Here is a 16,335-nt window from a genome sequence, read left to right as displayed (position 1 = left end):
TAACCCTGACCTTGCCCCCTGATTCCATCCAGAGTTAAATAGAGATTCAAGCAATTAATTTCTTGTTATTTTCACTTAAACTTCTAATAAATTGTTTTGGGCTTAGACCCTTTAAACTTGTATGAGGACGATACTCATTATAGTCTTCGCGCCACTTTTCAATCGTGCTACGAGCATCCTTAACATTTAAAAACCAATTTTCATTTAAGCATTCATCACGAAGCTTTCCATTGAAACTTTCAATGTAACCATTTTGCATTGGCTTACCAGGTTGAATATACTTCCAGCTAATTTTGTTATCCCATGACCACTTCAAAATAGCATTACTAGTAAATTCCGTCCCATTATCGCTTAATATGCATGCTGGCCTCCCCTCTGTCTCTATCAACTCAGATAGCTCTCTCGCAACACGAACTCCGCTGATCGAGGTATCTACCACCATCTTAAGACTTTTCCTAGTAAAATCATCCATAATTGTTAGAATCCGAAGGCGCCTTCCATTGGCTAATGCATCTGAAACAAAGTCAAGAGACCATCTTTGATTTGGCCTAGAAATCTCCTCAGGTCCTATTCTAGAACCTAAAGCTCTCTTTCTTCCACCCCTTTTTCTGATTTTGAGACCACTCTCTTTGTACAGTCGGTACACTTTTTTATGATTAATCTTTAATCCTTCCTTCTTCAGCAAAAGACAAATTCTTCGATACCCAAACCTTCTTCTTTCATGAGCTATCGAAATCATTTTATCCTTTACTTCTGTATCATTCTTCATTTTATGCTTATAGCGCCCAACAGACCTGTCGAAAGCAAGTAAACGACAAGCTCTCCTTTGACTTATGCCATGGTGGATGGTTAGATCATTCATGGCCTTTCTCTTAGCCTGCGGGCCTACCACTTTTTTGATAAAAGATCCTTCAAAGCCACATTATCAAGAGCATAATCAGCTACAAGCCTTTTTAATTTCCTGTTTTCTTCTTCTAGAGCTTTTAATCTTTGTGCCTCAGATACACTCATTCCACCAAATTTGGCTTTCCATGAGTAATAAGTAGCGGGAGCTATGCTATATTTACGACAAACTTCAGCTACTGCTGAGCCTGCTTCTACTTCTTTGAGTATTTGAATGATGTGTTCTTCTGAAAATCTTTTTTTCATTGGTTCGTTTCCTAAAATTTATTTATTTTAACACGAACCTCTATTTCTTCTTGGATGATTTTTAAGGGGCAAGGTCAACCCAATGTGATTAGTTAGTTTTTTAGAAAATGAAAGTGTTTTCCTTACAAGTCTTGCACATCTTTGTCTGCGAGTACAATTAAATCTTTCAATATAGCTTGTCTGACCAGATTGCTTGCTAACTGGTTGATGTTGACTCCAAGGATTGGTTTCATAATAGACATTAAATTTATCAGTGAAATAGAAGGCTTTTTTTAATGATTCGGGTAGTTTTTGCAAAAAGAAGCTCAGCGGTTTTTTTATCTCGAGGACCCACTTGCATAGCAAGCACTTGCCGACTTTTTTTATGGGAAACAAGCCATAACCACTGATCATTTTTCTTATTTCCTATAAAACTCCATTAAAGCTCATCTACTTCAAATTTAGCCACTTCCAACTCATCTTTCTCACGACAAGTGACTTGTGCATTTAAATCCTCAGGCAAATCATTGATAATGAGATTAATAAAATCTAGCAGCCATGGCATACTTACATCAAAAATTCTACAAATCCATTAAGAGATACCCTTTCTAAAAGAGCTTTTCTGATAAGTTCCTTTGTTTGTTAAGGATTTTAGCTTCATTGTTTTCGCTCCACTGTTTGCCACATTCTTAACAGCGAAAATTTTACTTTTCATGTCTTGTATAACCATTCTTCTTTACCAAATCTGAGCCACAGTGCGTACATTTCATTGCTCTTCTCCGCTTGAATTAGAATAATTAAACTATCAAATTAGATCAGTTTATTGAAATAGCCTTACCTACTTAGTACTATCCAATAATTTTTATCTATAAATTATATTGTTAAAATATTTATAAATTAAAATTTATCTTATACCATATGAGCGATAGAACCAATACCAATGTTACAATTGAATTACTACACCCTAATTTTGAAAATGAGGTTGAGGAATATTTCCATGAAATGATAGAGGGTAGCCGCCGCCCTTATCTAATTCAACATGTATGTAAAAGACCTAGACCTTCTGATGAAAAGTAACAAAATTATTGGTCTCAAGTGGGTCCTGAACAATATGATGAATGGCTATCTAAATAAAGATAGCCTATATATAGGACAAAATTTATTGTTCCCAAATAGGAGCAAATGTTCGTCCACTTTTACCCCAGATATTAACTAAATAGCTAACTTGATCAATTTGATTAGGATAATCGTAAGCAAGGACCTTTTTTAGACACTCTCTTGGCTCATCATTATATAAATAACCAAGCCTCTCACTAACAATTTCTCTAATAGATTTTTTAGCGTGTTCAATTGTTAAGCGCATAAGTTTCGATTCGGAAGGGATTTGTAATGTTCTAGCAAAATAAGACGTTAAAAAGGTATCATCCGCCGCTTGGTCTTCTATCGTTTTACTATATTCTTTAAGAATATCTCTAGCTAACTGATCAATACCAGCAACTGTATCTAATTTAGCAAGATTTTGCGTTTTAAATTTTTGATAAATGGCCTTTAATTCCTGTTCCATTTTGCTTTGATCCGCGTAAAAACTTGTAATTTTACTATCAAGCCATTTATGAAAAAAGCTATGAGAATTTAGTGGAGCTAATATACGCCAAGTGGCAATTTCTTCTGTAGGAAGCTTGTTTAATACTTCAATTGGAAGATCTGGATCTTGCGTATGTAACCACTCTGCAAAAGCATCTTTACACACATCCTTTACTTTAGCTTTTATTGGTAGGTTGGTTTGGACTACCTCTTTAGGTTTAGCTGCCTTATATGGCATATCCTGATCAGATTGATAGCCTTGTTTAGGAGAGCAAGGTTGTAAATACATCATAAATTAACTAAATTAAAATTGTTAATTATAAATAAACTAAAATCATTGTGTTTTATATGAATAATTCAATCCTAGTCTATTTGCTATTTTTTGATGATTTTTCTTTAGTTTGTTAACACAATAGAATAATAATTATTATACGCCTTAACGTAAATAAAATCAAAGTGTTGCTGCAAAGCTCACTAGTTTCTTCAAACCCGTATTATAATTTTACAACCCATGTTTAGGTAGCATCCTTACAGTTAGAAATATGAACTTATTAATATAAAACCATATTTTATTGTAATTGGGTTAAATTTGTTTGGACTAATAATTATTAGCCTTAAGGTCTCTGTCAGCATTTTATTTAATTTAGCACATATTGTGCAAAAGGCCTAAATCTCCTGAATTCTAGCAAAAGCAAATCATCAAACATTTTTTTATGTGATTCCAAATGAAATTTTCTCTGATGGCGTGACTTTCCATTTCAATGTTCAAAATTTATATTGATATTGGGTAATTAAGAGATAGCGTTCGGAGAGGTAGTGCTCCCCAAATGAACCGAACCATCTGGCTTGCTTCTAAGATATAGGAGTAAGACTAGATTTATGACTAATTGTAAATTAATTACATCAGTAGAAAGAAGAAGACGATGGTCCCTAGAAGAAAAAAAACAGATCATTGAAAAAACATATCAAGAAGGTCAATCTGTCTCCCAAATAGCAAGGAGATATGATATAACACCAAGTCAACTTTTTGCATGGAGAAGGCAGATGGAACAAGGAGCATTACAAGGAATTAGCAGCCGAGAAGAACTAGTTCCCAAAAGCCAAGTGAAAGAAATGGAAAAGCGAATAAGAGAACTAGAGCGGATGCTAGGGAAAAAGACATTTGAAAATGAAATTTTAAAAGAGGCTGTAAGGCTTGGGCAGGAAAAAAAACTCATCTTGCGGCAGCCATTGCCAAGCTTAAACGTTTTAGCATAAGGAAAATAGCAGAGATGATGGAAGTATCAAGATCCAATCTTATAGAGCAGCTTAAAGAGCATTTACCTCATCAGCCAGTCTTTTATTCTAAAGCTGAAAATGAACAAGTTTTAGCTTTAATCAAAGAGGTGGTTAAAGGCAGGCCGACTTACGGTTATCGTAGGGTTCATGCGATTGTCAATAGCCTTCTCAAAGAGAAAAAACTTAAAGTCATTAATCATAAGCGATTTTTTAGACTGATGAGGCAGCATCATCTTTTGCTACAAAGGCCAAACAGGCGTCCTAAACGCTTACATACAGGTAAAGTAGAAACTCTCTACAGCAATACACGATGGTGCTCAGACAGCTTCTCTATTCAATGCTTAAATGGTAATCGTGTTCATGTCGCCTTCTCGTTGGATACGTGTGACAGAAAAGTCATGCGTTATATTGCCTCTACAATAGGTATTGATGGGCAGATGATTCGAGATTTGATGCTTGAGACTATTGAATATAGATTTGAACAGCCAAAAGCTAGAGTACCTCTTGAATGGCTCTCTGATAATGGCAGCTGTTACACGGCTAAAGAAACTGTCAATTTTGGTAGAATGCTTGGTTTAACCACTAGAACCACACCATCTTATAGCCCAGAAAGTAATGGCATGGCAGAAGCTTTTGTCAAAACTTTTAAAAGAGATTATGTTTATTTCGGCAATCTGGCAAGTGCTGAAGCTGTTTTGCAGCAATTGCCTATTTGGATCGAAGACTATAACGCTAAAGCCCCTCATAAGGCTTTAAATATGCTCTCTCCAAGAGAGTATTTAAGAAAATTAAAAATGACAGGCTAGCGGTCCGGTTTTATAGGGGCAACTCCACCCGTTTGTTTCCTGATTCTTTCATCTCGTGGACTTAAGGCATTTTCAGATCAAAAACTAAGGAAATTATGTTTGTGCTATATTAACCCTTAATCTCACGGATGCAGGATTAGCCCATTTAACACCCTTAATCGCTTTGCAGCATCTAAATCTATTTGGCTGTAATAATCTCACCGATGATGGATTAGCGCATTTAACACCCTTAATCGCTTTGCAGCATCTAAATCTAAGCTACTGTATAAATGTCACGGATGATGGATTAGCGCATTTGACACCTTTAACGGCTTTGCAGTATCTAGATTTATTTGGCTGTAATAAACTCACCGATGCAGGATTAGCACGTTTTAAAATTTTAGCAGCTTCACTTAATCTATTAATAAATAAAGATATAAATAAATTTTCTTAAAGATACATATTATCACAGTTAATTCATGCAGTTCCGGTAAGAAAAAAGCTCTCTAGAGATAACTTAAATCCTTTTGTTGATTTAGGATTCAAATTCTGAGCTTATCTCATCAGTGGCTGTGTCAGCAATTACATTATTAAATGCATTAATTTTTTCTAAATCCTCTACAGGGGCAAAAGCACCTACGGCTTTTCCATTACGAGTAATCAAAAATCTCTCGCCTTTATATTTTGCTAAGTTAACACATTCTGATAAGTTTTGACGGAATTCTACGAAGCTCATTACTTTTGCTTTTTCCATATCATTAACCTATATATCTTTTGATTAAATTAATAAATTTATTAGATAACAAGTTTATGACTATAAAATATAGTAAATAATTGTATTGATAAATAAGTCATCATATTCTAAATAATATAAATTATATTTGGTGATAGGATAACGATTTAATTAATCAGCGTAATGTACACATTTGGCAATCTCTAAAAAATTGTCCTAACTTCCGATAATGCTGGTGTTAGTACGTTTTAAAACTTTAGATTTCTTACAACCCGTTTGTTTTGCTGTCATATAGCCTCGTAGACTTAAGGCATTTTCAGATTAAAAACTAAAAAACTTATATTTAAGTTTAATCAATTCTTACTTATTTTTTAATCGCTTTCGATTAATTTTATGTGCAATTAGAAGATTGAGCGGTCGAAACGACTGGAAAAACAAATTAAAGCCCTTCCAAAATCAACCCAAGCTGTATTTTATAAACTTTGTTCTGATTTGGAAAGACTTAAACCAAAACAACCTCAATGGCCCATTAGCTAAGCATCGAAAAGTGATACCTTCTGAAGCTTGTCATTGCCACTTAAAGAAGGGAAAACCTACTCCCTCATAACTGCCATTGCTAGTCTAAGCTTTGCATTAGTCATTTTAAAAGGAAGCTTCACCTTTTCGTCCACGAGCGCTAGCAGAAGCTAGGCCTGCCTTTGTTCTTTCTTTTTCAAAGGTTGTTTCCCAAGATATTGGCGAAATTCTCAAAATTTATAGGTTAAAATTTACTTGAATTATTGTATCCTAAAAGATACAATAAGCTATATGGAAGAGATCGATATTGAAATCTACGAAACCGCTAATGGTAAACGACCCTTTGAGATTTGGATCAAGGAAATCAAAGAAATCCATACAAGGGCTAAAATTTTAACCCGGTTAGACCGATTGAAGCTTGGGAATTTTGGAGATTGTAAAACCTTGCAAAAGGGGGTACATGAGCTTCGTATTCATTACGGCCCGGGCATTAGGATTTATTATGGAAAGATTGGAAACAAAGTCATCTTGCTTCTTTGCGGTGGTGATAAAGGATCTCAGGACAAGGACATTGCAAAAGCAATGGAGTATTTGAAGGATTATCAATCTAGGGAGTTAAGTTATGGCAAGTAATAAGAAGTATCAAGATTTTCTCTTAGAACAGCTAAAGGATCATGACGAGGCTGTTGCCTATCTAAATGCTGCTTTAGAAGAAAGCCTGAAGGGCGACGAAGAGTCGCAACAAGTTTTTTTGATTGCTCTTCGCAATGTAGCGGAAGCACAAGGTGGGATTGGAGCTTTAGCCAAAAAAGCGCATGTCGGCCGTGAAAGCCTTTACAAAACACTTTCAGGCGCTGGAAACCCTAAATGGCATACCTTGGTTTCTTTGTGTATGGCTATGGGATTAAATTTAAGATTAACTTAATTATTGAAGGGAAAGTTATGGCTAAAAAATTTAGCTGATGTACTCAACAGTGATTATAGACAATTTTTATAGGGATCAGCTTACTGGAATATAGGTTGTATCATCACTTATCCAGAAAGTGTTATGCAGAGCCTTAGAAACTATCTCGAAAATAGAACGGGTCAAATTTTTATCACGCGTTCGGGAAAACCTGTCATGATCAATCAAGTGGCTTTGACTTTTAAAAAAGCCGGTGTAAAAGCAAATATTCCTTTTAAAATCACTCCCCCTGTACTCAGAGCATCCACAGTAACCTATCTAAAAAAACAAGGTTTTTCGGATAGTGAGATCATGCGAGTGACGGGTCATGCTAGCTCAGAGCTTGTTTATGCCTATGATAAAGGGTCTCGAGCAGATAATGCGACTAAATTGATCAATCTGGTGATTTAAAAATGCTTGATTAGTGTTTTGTCCTTATTTGAATAAGACTGAATATGACTTGATTCACTTAAGTGATCTTCTCGTAAGGGTCCTGCAATAGATTAATAACCAAATTTACTTTATATGGTGTGTTCCTCGGCCTTTAAATCACCTCTAGTTTTATTATGGAGATATTTTTGATTAGAAATTTTTTCAATCATTGTTTTAACTTAGACTTATCTTTGTTACCTATAAACGTATAATTTTCCAAAACGACATTATCAAAACACAGAATTGCCCATGCTGAGGGATCTTAAAGCTTAAAAGAAGGGAATTTTTCTTACTACGTATAGTTTAAGGAAAACAATTTATCAACTGAATTTGTTAAGTTAATGAAAGTAGACATTCTCTAATTGTTTTCTTTAAAGTAACCTGGAATAAATATCATTCATTGATTCAAGGGTGATAATAGAATAACAAGAAAAACACTTTACAATGACTTATTGTGAATTATATCTTTAATCTTTGAAGTTAGTCGAATATCAGGTTATTGAATTAAAATGCTAGCTTTAAAGCTTGCTAATCCTGTATCGGTGAGTTTTCGACAATCGCTTAAATTTAGATACTGCAAAGCCGTTAAGGGTATTAAATGCGCTAATCCAGCGTCCGTAAGATTACGGCAACTACTCAGATTTAAATGTTTTAAAGCCACTAAGGGCCTCAAATGCGCTAATCCAGCGTCTGTGAGTTTATGGCACCAAATTAGTTTCAAATGCGTTAAAGCCACTAAAGGTGTTAAATGCGCTAATCCAGCATCGGTGAGCTCATAGCAATTAGCCAGGTCTAAATGTTGTAAAGCCACTAAAGGCCTCAAATGCGCTAATCCATCATCAGTAAGATTATCCCAATAGCTTAGATCTAGATACTGCAAAGCCTTTAAAGGTGTCAAATGCGCTAATCCAGCGCCCGTAAGATTCTCACATTTTTTTAGGAGAAGTCTCTGTAGAGCGGTTAAGGGTGTTAAATGGGCTAATCCAGCATCAGTGATGTTACGGCAAAAGCTTAGATCTAGATATTGCAAAGCTCTTAAGGATGTCAAATGCGCTAAACCGGCATCCGTGACTTTGTCACATCCCCTCAGACCTAGATGCTGCAAAGCTGTTAAGGATGCCAAATGCGCCAACCCATCGTCAGTGAGAGCTTGGCATGTCTCGAAAGTAAGTATTTTTAAATTTTTACATTCTTTTAATGCTGAGAAATGAGCATCTGTTAAATAAGTCTGATTTGAGAAATGAAGAATATCTATTTCATTTGAGAGATGTTTTATAGTTCTTTCAAACTCCGCTAACTGAGAAGTCGCGTTTAATAATACGTTCGCAATATTTAATTCTAAATCCTCCTTTAATTCATTTAATTGACAGCAATGTGCAAAATTTAAAAGTTCTTTGAATTCGATTAAACTCTCTTCAGTGTAGTCAAAGGGTTCGAATCTCTGAGAGTTATATTCATTTATTAGCTGTCCCTCTAAATGTTTCACCAATCCTATTAGTCCATAATATTGGGCTAGTTGAATAGAATAAGGGATCTTTTTCAAGGGAATTACAAACTTAGGAATCGTTAGGCAATTGAGCAAAAGCGTAAAATCTTCTTTTGTTAAATCGAGAGGATGTTGGAGAGTTTCTTGAAATTGCCCCGACCACAGATTCTTGAAATAGGGTGATTTTTCCCTTAAAAAAGTTAGCAAAGAGTGAGAAATAGTTAGAGAAGTTCCCTCTTGGAAGCTTAGTTGAACTTCTTCGGATGAAGGTGAAAGAGCGGGAGCTGGAATCGTTGACGCACTAGTTTCTTCTAGATTATCTAAAGAATTGGCTAAGGGAGTATTTTCATCCTCAAGATGATCGCTAATTGCTTGAGATGGATAGTAAGATGGGGTCGTTGTATGGACAGGATAACTAGAATTAAACCCTGAATTAGAAATATTCAAAATGACCATCCAAATGAGAAAAATAAATTTTTATTTATAGCTATTTTAATAATATGATGGATAGATAAAAATTATAGCAATATTAATAAGCTAAAATAGGCAGTCACATTTTAAGAGAAAGTTTCATTTTATCAATGAAGAGCTATTAAAAAACAAATAAGGATTAATATAGTTTAAATATAAGCTCCTTAGCTTTTAAACTGTAATTGCATTAAGTCCATGAAATGATAGAATCAGGAAACAAACGATTTATAAGTTCTCTGATACGGTTAGAGGGCATATTTAATTAGGAAATATGTGGACGAAAATGCCGCGACTAAAATTGATTTATAAGCTTAATTTCCATCCTATAATACGTCTCATAGCGGATATTTCTATTAGAGAAGCGTTTCAATAGAAATTGATCAACTTTAATGAAATTTTATTCTTGATCTACTTAGGACAAAGTACTCTTTTGCTTTCGGCGTTAGAATTCCTGCTTTTTTATTAAGGTTTTTTACCTAATAATTTCTAAATTGAGTGAAGTTGCTAAAGTTTTAAAACGGTCTAATCCATCATCCGTGAGATTCATGCAGTAGCTTAAATCTAGATACTGCAAAGCCGTTAAGGATGTCAAATGGGCTAATCCTGCATCGGTAAGCTTATAGCAGCCGCTTAGATTTAGATGCTGCAAAGCCGTTAAAGGTGTCAAATGAGCTAATCCTGCATCGGTGAGATTCTTACAGTCAGTTAGAGCTAGATATTGCAAACCCGCTAAAGGTGTCAAATGAGCTAATCCTGCATCGGTGAGATTCTTGTACCAGTTTAGATTTAGATGCTGCAAACCCGTTAAAAGTGTCAAATGGGCTAATCCTGCATCGGTAAGCTTATAGCAGCCGCTTAGATTTAGATGCTGCAAAGTTGTTAAGAGTGTTAAATGGGCTAATCCATCGTCAGTGATGTTACTGCAAAAGCTTAGGTCTAGATGCTGCAGAGCCGTTAAGGGTGTCAAATGGGCTAATCCAGCATCGGTGAGATTCCTGCACCAGTTTAGATTTAGATGCTGCAAAGCCGTTAAGGGCCTCAAATGGGCCAAGCCTGCATCGGTGAGATCCTTACAGCCAATTAGATCTAGATGCTGCAAACCCGTTAAGGGTGTCAAATGGGCTAATCCAGCATCGGTGAGATAGCACCCCCTTAGATCAAGATGCTGCAAAGCCGTTAAAGGTGTCAAATGCGCTAATCCAGCGTCAGTGGCGTTGCTGCAAAAGCTTAGATTTAGATGCTGCAGAGCCGTTAAGGGTGTCAAATGGGCTAATCCAGCATCGGTGAAATAGCACCCCCTTAGATCTAGATGCTGCAAAGCCGTTAAAGGTGTCAAATGCGCTAATCCAACATCGGTGAGATTCTCACAATCGCTTAAATCTAGATGCTGCAAAGCCACTAAGGGTGCCAAATGCGCTAATCCATCGTCCGTAATAGCCAGACATGCTTCTAAATGAAGCACTTTTAAATTTTCACAATTTTTTAATGCTAAGAGATGGGCATCAGTCAAATGGGCATTGTTTGAAAAATCAAGAGCTTCTATCTCATTTGAGAAATGATTTATAATTTTTTCAAACTCCGCTAACTGAATGGTCTGGTTTAATAAGGCGCTCACAGCGGTGAATTCTAAATAGTTTTTCAAAGCGTTTAATTGATATTGCTGCGCGAAATTTAAAATCTCTTTTAATCTGACTAAACTTTCTTCAGTGGAGTTAAAGGGTTCAAATCTTTGTGATTTGTACCCATCTATCAGTTGTTCTTCTAAATGTTTCACCACTTCTGTTAGTCCATAATAATCGGCGAGTTGAATAGAAGAAGAGATCTCTTCCAAGGGAATTTCAAACTTAGGATTCGCTAGGTAATTAAGCAAAAGCGTAAAGTCTTTTTTTGTTAAATCGAGAGGGTGTTGCAGGGTTTCTTGAAAATTTCCTGACCAAAGAGTTTTAAAATAAAGGGATTTATCCCTTAACAAAGCTAACTGAGAATGAGAAATAGTTAGAGAAGTTCCCTCGTGAAAGTTTAGTTGAATTTCTTCAGATGAAGGTGAAAGAGCGGAAGCTGGAATTGTTGGTGCACTAGTTTCTTCTAGATTAGGTAAAGAATTGTCTAAGGGAGTATTTTCATTCTCAAGTTGATCGTTAATGTCTTGTTGAGGGGGATCGTAAGATGGAGTCGTTGTATGAACAAGATGACTAGGATTAAATCCAAAATTAGAAATATTCAAAATGACCTCCCAATGAGTGAAATAAATTTTAATTTATAGATGTTTTAATAATATTATTTATAGATAAAAATTATGGCAATATTAATAAGTTAAAATAGGCAGTCACATTTTAAAAGAAAGGTTCATTTTATCAATGAAGAGCGATTAAAAAAATAAGTAAGAATCAATTGAGCTTAAATATAAAATTTTTAGTTTTTAATCTGAAAATGCCTTAAGTCCACGAAATTATAGGAACATGAAACAAACGGCTTATAAGTACTCTAATATGTTACCCTGAATTTTGGATTTTCAGGCGGCCATTAAGAATAGGTGATGCTGTTCTGATAGAGTATAGATAACCCTTTAGGTTAGCGAGAGAGTGTTCAAAAACCTAAAAATGCTATTTTAAGAAAGAAGCTTTGACAAAAGCTAAGTAAAAATGAAAATCTTTTGGATTGATGGTAAGGCTACAGACAGGTGATGGAAAAATTTCTCCGGCGATCCATGAAATCTCTCTGGAATTTGTCAAACGCACAAATAAAAGCTTTAAAATATAGCCCAGACGCTTAAGTAGTTGAACGGACATTTGCTTGGCTTGGAAAATAGTGTAAATTAAGCTTTTTTTCTGTTTCGCATAACTCTAGAGCCGTGGCTTTGACAGTTTCAACCTTATTTTAACATCAACAAATGCATTAACAGGTTAGTATAACTTAGACCTGTTAATAGCTGATTATTAAAAATTCTAAACGAGCGACTTTTTAAGAAAACCTTTTTTTTAGTCATATAGCCTCTAAAATATCGCAACTATGCTCTAAAATTTATGCCATCTACGTTTAGAATAGTTGGAAAATGCTTTTTTTTGACGAAAATATAACAGATTTCTTACGTATTAGATTTTTTGTTTTTTTATTCGTATACTTCTTTCCTATGACCCACGTTAACAATCAAAATGAGAATTTTTGAGTCATAAATTTCATAAATAATCCTATAGTCACCAACACGAATTCTATATGCGTTATCATTACCTTTAATTTTTTTTACTCCCAATGGCCTAGGGTTAGCTGCAAGTGATCTAATGTTATTTCTTATTTTTAAAGCCATATGCTTATCAATTTTAGATAGCGCTTTTTCAACCCTTGGGTTAACGAATAATTCATATTTCATTACAAATTATCCCAACCAAGTCTTTGTTCCAGCTCTTTCCAACTGATAACCCCATTATCTGCAACCTCTTTCCTTGCCTTGCCTAAAGATGAATCATCCAACTCATCTTCATAGTCTTCAATTGACATGATGACAGCTTGAGTGACAAAGTCTTTCACAGAGACTCCTTTCTTAACGCAAGCCATTTTCAGGTATGAATATTCTTCTATAGGGAAATCAACGCTTAGTTTTTTATATTGTTTTTCCATAACAAAATTCCTTGGTGATTTATTTTTATTATAGAGTTTTTCCTTTTTAGATGCAAACCTCTTTTGAGGAATACCTCACTCACTTACAAAATCGCATTCATGAGCGGCTTTTATATTACTGTTATTTATGTATTAACAATTGACAAAGCTTTAATTTTTTCCCTAATAGCCAAAATAAAAAAATCAAAGTAAGAATTAAATTGCTAAGCATGTTCAGCAACAACTTTTTTCATAGCCAATATCTAGGCATAGGGTTAGCTACAATATAAATTCATCTGTTTAAGATTGAATTTTCCATTTTTAGGTTATATTGTTCATTTCTATGCAATTTTGAGAAATGATTGCTACTAAAGTGCATATAATTAGTTGATTTGGGTTTATAAATCGTCTCTTAGAGATCTTTTATGCCTTTTGCTTCTTAAGAATATTCAAATGATTACGCTCAAAAGTGATTACGCTCAAAAGCAAAAGGCAAAGCTTTCTTTGCTATTAGTTATATAGGCTATTATAAATTGCTTTAAGGCGTTTTTCATATCTTTTTTCTTCGCTATGAAGTTGTTCTAATTCCTTTTCAACTAAAAGCATTGCTTCAAGTTTATAATTTATTTTTTCTTTCTTCTCTTTGCCTATTTGAAGCTGGGTTTCTAATTCGTGAATTTGTAGGTTTAATATCTGAATTTCTTCATTTGCTTGTTGTTGTTTCATATCTTCAATTTCCTTCATCATTACTGCTGTTTCTCCTATCATAAAACCAAATGAATTCATAGGCGAAGCCTCAAACCCTTCTAACTGATAATTTGTCTAGGATACCCTCTGTATTTAATTAACTCTTCCAACTCCCTTACCACTCTTAATCCGGAAAGAGATGTGTCTACAATCATTTTCAAACTCTCCCTAGTAAACTCATCTACAATATTGAGTAATCTGATTTTCTTTCCATTTGCAAGCCGATCCGACATAAAATCAAGGCTCCAAACTTTATTGATTTGTGAAGCTTTTATCCGCGCAAGCCTTATCCCAACTCCTCGTCTTCGAGCTCCTCTTTTTCTAACTTTTAGTCCCATTTCCTGATAAAGTCTAAAAAGCTTCTCATGGTTAATCTTAAAGCCCCTTTTTTTCAATATAAAATGAATGCGTCGATAACCAAATCAAGGTCTTTCAAGAGCCACTGCTTTAATGAGTGCTTTTACTTGTTCATCTCCTTGCCTTTTCGACAACTATCGCCCAACTGATCGACGGAATACCAACAATTTAAAAGCCTGTCTTTGGCTCAATCGATGGTTTTCTATCATCCATTTAGCACAAAGTCGCTTAGCAGCTGGACTTATCACTTTTTTGACAAGACATCCTTTAAAGCCACAATGTCTAAAGCTTGGTCAGTAACAAGTCTTTTAAGCTTAGTAATTTCAGATTCAAGGCTCCTTAATCGTTGAGCTTCGGAAACATTCATCCCACTAAACTTTGCTTTCCATTTATAATAAGAAGCTGTGCTGACTCCGTGCTTGCGACAAACTTCTGCAAGAGGTATTACAGAGTCAACTTCTTTTAGGATTTTAATGTTTTGTTCTTCTGTGAATCTTTTCTTCATACTGTTTTCCTTTTTTTAAAGGATAGCATGATTTTCTACTTTTTGTTGGACCTTTTTTGCGGGGCAATGTCACACACCTTCCGTTGAAGAAGATGTAGTAGAGGAATGCCTTAGTTGTTTTGATTGTCCTATTACTCTTCAACCTTTTACAGATCCTATTGTAGACGATTGTGGCCATACATTTGAACGAGAAGCAATTATGGAAATTTATAACAGAGCAATTGCTCAAGAAACACCATTTATATGCCCTTTGGACTCAACCAAGGTCCTAGATGTTACTAATTTGTTAAAAATTATAGCCTAGCTATTGCACAGGAAAAGGTAACCACTCTGACTGAAAAGTATACCGCTTTAAAAACAACAGATTTAGGCAAACTATCTGAAGAACATACTGCTTTAAAAATAACAGCTGTTCAAACAATTGAAGAGTTAATGCAAAAGCATAAAGTAGAGAGGCAGGAGTATAAAGTAGAGAGGCAAGAGCATAAGGCAGAGATGAAAAAAATGATTGGTGATCCTGAACAGTTTTTAAAAGATTTTAGGCCTCTTGCGCGTGAGACAGTAGAAAATCTAAATAAAATTGCTAATGTTTTACAGCAATGCTCTGTACTTGAGAGTAAAAATTCTATTTTGAAAAAAGAAGTTAAAAATTTACAAGACATGAGTATAGCAGATAGATTAGTGACCTATGTCTATCCTCATTATAATGATACTGTTTCTAAAAGAAATCTAACGCCTAAAGAACAAAAAGTCCTTAATCAATCTACTACGATAACTGCTAAAGAAATTAGTGCAGAAGAAAAAAATTAAGAGATTTAAAGGTTAAGATAGAAGAAAAATATTGGCCAACGACAGAGAAAAAAAGAGGTCTGGTTCAAAGCTTTCTGTCTGTTGGATATAATAACCTTTTATCTCCATCTTTTCTTTAGCTTGATTGCAAATCCACACTCTAGGAGGCAGAGCTGCTAACCCCTGGTTTGTTTCCTCATTCTTTTTATCTTTCAATGGGGGGATAGACGAGAAAATCAGCTCCTTCTTGGGTTTCAATGATTAGGCTTTCGATAGCTGTCACAGATGTACAAGGAATTCCCTTTGGTGCCGGACAATCAAATTTTTGTTTATAAATAGCACATGAAGGAAGTAAGAGGCACATCAATCCTAACAAGGGAAAAGAAGCAGGAAGAAAAGCCCTATTTTTACTAACCATGAGAAAGCCTCGCCTGCATTTGTTTTTCAATGAACGCTTGATTGGGAATTTCTTGACGATAAAGCTCTGCGTTTATCTCCACAGAGGGAACCGCTTGTTATGATCCTCTTGTTTCAAAAATTGAAAAGCCTCTTGAAATGCTTCCGTCTGCACGATATACGCTTGTTCATCTAAGCAAGGTCGGTTTTTTCTTGAATGATCCCCTTTAGAAGAAGGCGAGCTCCGCTGTAATTGAAATGCAAGGTATAGCCGCAATTTTCCAAGGTGGTCTGCTGGCCTGCAAGGAAAAATTTCCGATCTCCGAGCAAAGTCACCGTTAATTCTTTGGAATTGACGTAGACATTATTTAAGTAAAAAACGTAAGAAGCATTTTGTTTTTTTAAAGTCTCTTCCTCTTCCATCAACCTTTGTTTTAATAAAGCAAGATATTGAGGCTCGGTATGTAGACACATTTTAATGGGTAAGTATTCACTCCATTAAGTCAATGAAAATATTTTTTTAGGCTTGTTTTTAATTTTTCCCATTGAAAATTTATTTTTAAGTATAGTTAAGTTTTTAAAGAACTTTAA

At 35.0% G+C, this 16,335-nt stretch carries 19 protein-coding genes and 3 pseudogenes; 7 read left to right on the top strand and 15 right to left on the bottom strand.

Features of this window, described 5'->3' with window-relative positions:
• Positions 1 to 46 precede the first annotated feature (46 nt).
• The 3 genes and pseudogenes from PC_RS11185 to PC_RS04830 form a co-directional block, all read right to left on the bottom strand.
• A protein-coding gene (locus PC_RS11185; protein WP_181679059.1) for an IS3 family transposase occupies positions 47 to 1,149 on the bottom strand; the annotation gives its coding sequence in 2 pieces (ribosomal slippage) (positions 47 to 900 and positions 900 to 1,149; 1,104 coding nt in all).
• 27 nt (positions 1,150 to 1,176) lie between these two features.
• Positions 1,177 to 1,898, bottom strand: a pseudogene (locus tag PC_RS11180) (IS1 family transposase).
• A 389-nt stretch (positions 1,899 to 2,287) separates the two neighbouring features.
• Complete coding sequence (locus PC_RS04830; RefSeq protein ID WP_011175552.1) at positions 2,288 to 3,004, bottom strand: hypothetical protein; 717 nt, start codon at positions 3,002 to 3,004, stop codon at positions 2,288 to 2,290.
• A 587-nt stretch (positions 3,005 to 3,591) separates the two neighbouring features.
• Between PC_RS04830 and PC_RS11175 the strand changes: the two genes are divergently transcribed.
• Positions 3,592 to 4,796 (top strand): IS3 family transposase gene (locus PC_RS11175; RefSeq protein ID WP_181679058.1). Its coding sequence is split into 2 segments (ribosomal slippage): positions 3,592 to 3,916 and positions 3,916 to 4,796, totalling 1,206 coding nucleotides; the frame shifts between segments, so codons are not numbered across the junction.
• Positions 4,797 to 4,914: 118 nt separating this feature from the next.
• Positions 4,915 to 5,229, top strand: a pseudogene (locus PC_RS04815) (hypothetical protein); the annotation flags it as partial.
• An 81-nt stretch (positions 5,230 to 5,310) separates the two neighbouring features.
• On the opposite strand, the gene PC_RS04810 reads toward PC_RS04815, so the two are convergent.
• Positions 5,311 to 5,529, bottom strand: coding sequence for a type II toxin-antitoxin system Phd/YefM family antitoxin (locus PC_RS04810; protein ID WP_011175548.1), 219 nt, complete (start codon positions 5,527 to 5,529; stop codon positions 5,311 to 5,313).
• A 786-nt stretch (positions 5,530 to 6,315) separates the two neighbouring features.
• Between PC_RS04810 and PC_RS04805 the strand changes: the two genes are divergently transcribed.
• The 3 genes from PC_RS04805 (at position 6,316) to PC_RS04795 (ending at position 7,378) form a co-directional block, all read left to right on the top strand.
• Positions 6,316 to 6,657 carry a type II toxin-antitoxin system RelE/ParE family toxin gene (locus PC_RS04805; RefSeq protein WP_011175546.1) on the top strand — a complete coding sequence of 114 codons (342 nt, stop codon included), beginning with the start codon at positions 6,316 to 6,318 and terminating at the stop codon, positions 6,655 to 6,657.
• Complete coding sequence (locus PC_RS04800) at positions 6,647 to 6,949, top strand: addiction module antidote protein (RefSeq protein WP_011175545.1); 303 nt, start codon at positions 6,647 to 6,649, stop codon at positions 6,947 to 6,949. Before PC_RS04805 ends, PC_RS04800 begins: the two co-directional genes overlap by 11 nt.
• A 123-nt stretch (positions 6,950 to 7,072) precedes the next feature.
• Positions 7,073 to 7,378 carry a tyrosine-type recombinase/integrase gene (locus PC_RS04795; protein ID WP_011175544.1) on the top strand — a complete coding sequence of 102 codons (306 nt, stop codon included), beginning with the start codon at positions 7,073 to 7,075 and terminating at the stop codon, positions 7,376 to 7,378.
• 517 nt (positions 7,379 to 7,895) lie between these two features.
• Here PC_RS04795 and PC_RS09920 read toward each other — a convergent pair.
• The 9 genes and pseudogenes from PC_RS09920 to PC_RS04755 form a co-directional block, all read right to left on the bottom strand.
• On the bottom strand, positions 7,896 to 9,341 hold the full coding sequence (locus PC_RS09920; protein WP_420885536.1) for a BTB/POZ domain-containing protein: 1,446 nt from the start codon (positions 9,339 to 9,341) through the stop codon (positions 7,896 to 7,898).
• Between the two features lie 487 nt (positions 9,342 to 9,828).
• Positions 9,829 to 11,580: a leucine-rich repeat domain-containing protein gene (locus PC_RS09915; protein ID WP_011175542.1), complete on the bottom strand. Its 1,752-nt coding sequence runs from the start codon at positions 11,578 to 11,580 to the stop codon at positions 9,829 to 9,831.
• Between the two features lie 379 nt (positions 11,581 to 11,959).
• Positions 11,960 to 12,145 (bottom strand): hypothetical protein, encoded by a 186-nt coding sequence (locus PC_RS04780; RefSeq protein ID WP_011175541.1) that lies wholly within the window; start codon positions 12,143 to 12,145, stop codon positions 11,960 to 11,962.
• A gap of 320 nt (positions 12,146 to 12,465) precedes the next feature.
• Positions 12,466 to 12,723, bottom strand: coding sequence for a type II toxin-antitoxin system RelE family toxin (locus PC_RS04775; protein WP_011175540.1), 258 nt, complete (start codon positions 12,721 to 12,723; stop codon positions 12,466 to 12,468).
• Positions 12,723 to 12,971 carry a plasmid partition protein ParG gene (locus tag PC_RS04770; RefSeq protein WP_011175539.1) on the bottom strand — a complete coding sequence of 83 codons (249 nt, stop codon included), beginning with the start codon at positions 12,969 to 12,971 and terminating at the stop codon, positions 12,723 to 12,725. Before PC_RS04770 ends, PC_RS04775 begins: the two co-directional genes overlap by 1 nt.
• Positions 12,972 to 13,460: 489 nt before the next feature.
• The gene (locus PC_RS04765; RefSeq protein WP_011175538.1) at positions 13,461 to 13,736 is read right to left on the bottom strand and encodes a hypothetical protein; all 276 of its coding nucleotides are present in this window, start codon (positions 13,734 to 13,736) and stop codon (positions 13,461 to 13,463) included.
• 20 nt (positions 13,737 to 13,756) lie between these two features.
• Positions 13,757 to 14,035: a DDE-type integrase/transposase/recombinase gene (locus PC_RS09910; RefSeq protein WP_181679057.1), complete on the bottom strand. Its 279-nt coding sequence runs from the start codon at positions 14,033 to 14,035 to the stop codon at positions 13,757 to 13,759.
• Positions 14,018 to 14,107 (bottom strand): annotated as a pseudogene (locus PC_RS11900) (hypothetical protein); the annotation flags it as partial. The pseudogene PC_RS11900 and the gene PC_RS09910, both read right to left, overlap by 18 nt.
• A 191-nt stretch (positions 14,108 to 14,298) precedes the next feature.
• On the bottom strand, positions 14,299 to 14,559 hold the full coding sequence (locus PC_RS04755) for a transposase (protein WP_011175536.1): 261 nt from the start codon (positions 14,557 to 14,559) through the stop codon (positions 14,299 to 14,301).
• A 130-nt stretch (positions 14,560 to 14,689) separates the two neighbouring features.
• Between PC_RS04755 and PC_RS10450 the strand changes: the two genes are divergently transcribed.
• Entirely contained in the window at positions 14,690 to 14,863 is a 174-nt protein-coding gene (locus PC_RS10450) for an RING finger protein (RefSeq protein ID WP_079890411.1), read from the top strand.
• 128 nt (positions 14,864 to 14,991) lie between these two features.
• On the top strand, positions 14,992 to 15,369 hold the full coding sequence (locus PC_RS04750; protein WP_011175534.1) for a hypothetical protein: 378 nt from the start codon (positions 14,992 to 14,994) through the stop codon (positions 15,367 to 15,369).
• Between the two features lie 184 nt (positions 15,370 to 15,553).
• Here the strand turns inward: PC_RS04750 and PC_RS04740 are convergent, their stop codons facing one another.
• Positions 15,554 to 15,766 carry a hypothetical protein gene (locus PC_RS04740; RefSeq protein ID WP_044044959.1) on the bottom strand — a complete coding sequence of 71 codons (213 nt, stop codon included), beginning with the start codon at positions 15,764 to 15,766 and terminating at the stop codon, positions 15,554 to 15,556.
• Between the two features lie 170 nt (positions 15,767 to 15,936).
• Positions 15,937 to 16,218 (bottom strand): TraE/TraK family type IV conjugative transfer system protein, encoded by a 282-nt coding sequence (locus tag PC_RS04735; RefSeq protein WP_011175532.1) that lies wholly within the window; start codon positions 16,216 to 16,218, stop codon positions 15,937 to 15,939.
• Between the last annotated feature and the right edge of the window lie 117 nt (positions 16,219 to 16,335).

The sequence above is a fragment of the Candidatus Protochlamydia amoebophila UWE25 genome (genome assembly GCF_000011565.2).
Taxonomy (GTDB): Bacteria; Chlamydiota; Chlamydiia; order Chlamydiales; family Parachlamydiaceae; genus Protochlamydia; species Protochlamydia amoebophila.
Note: the sequence above shows the minus strand (reverse complement) of the source record. Positions and strands in the feature narration are given on the sequence as shown.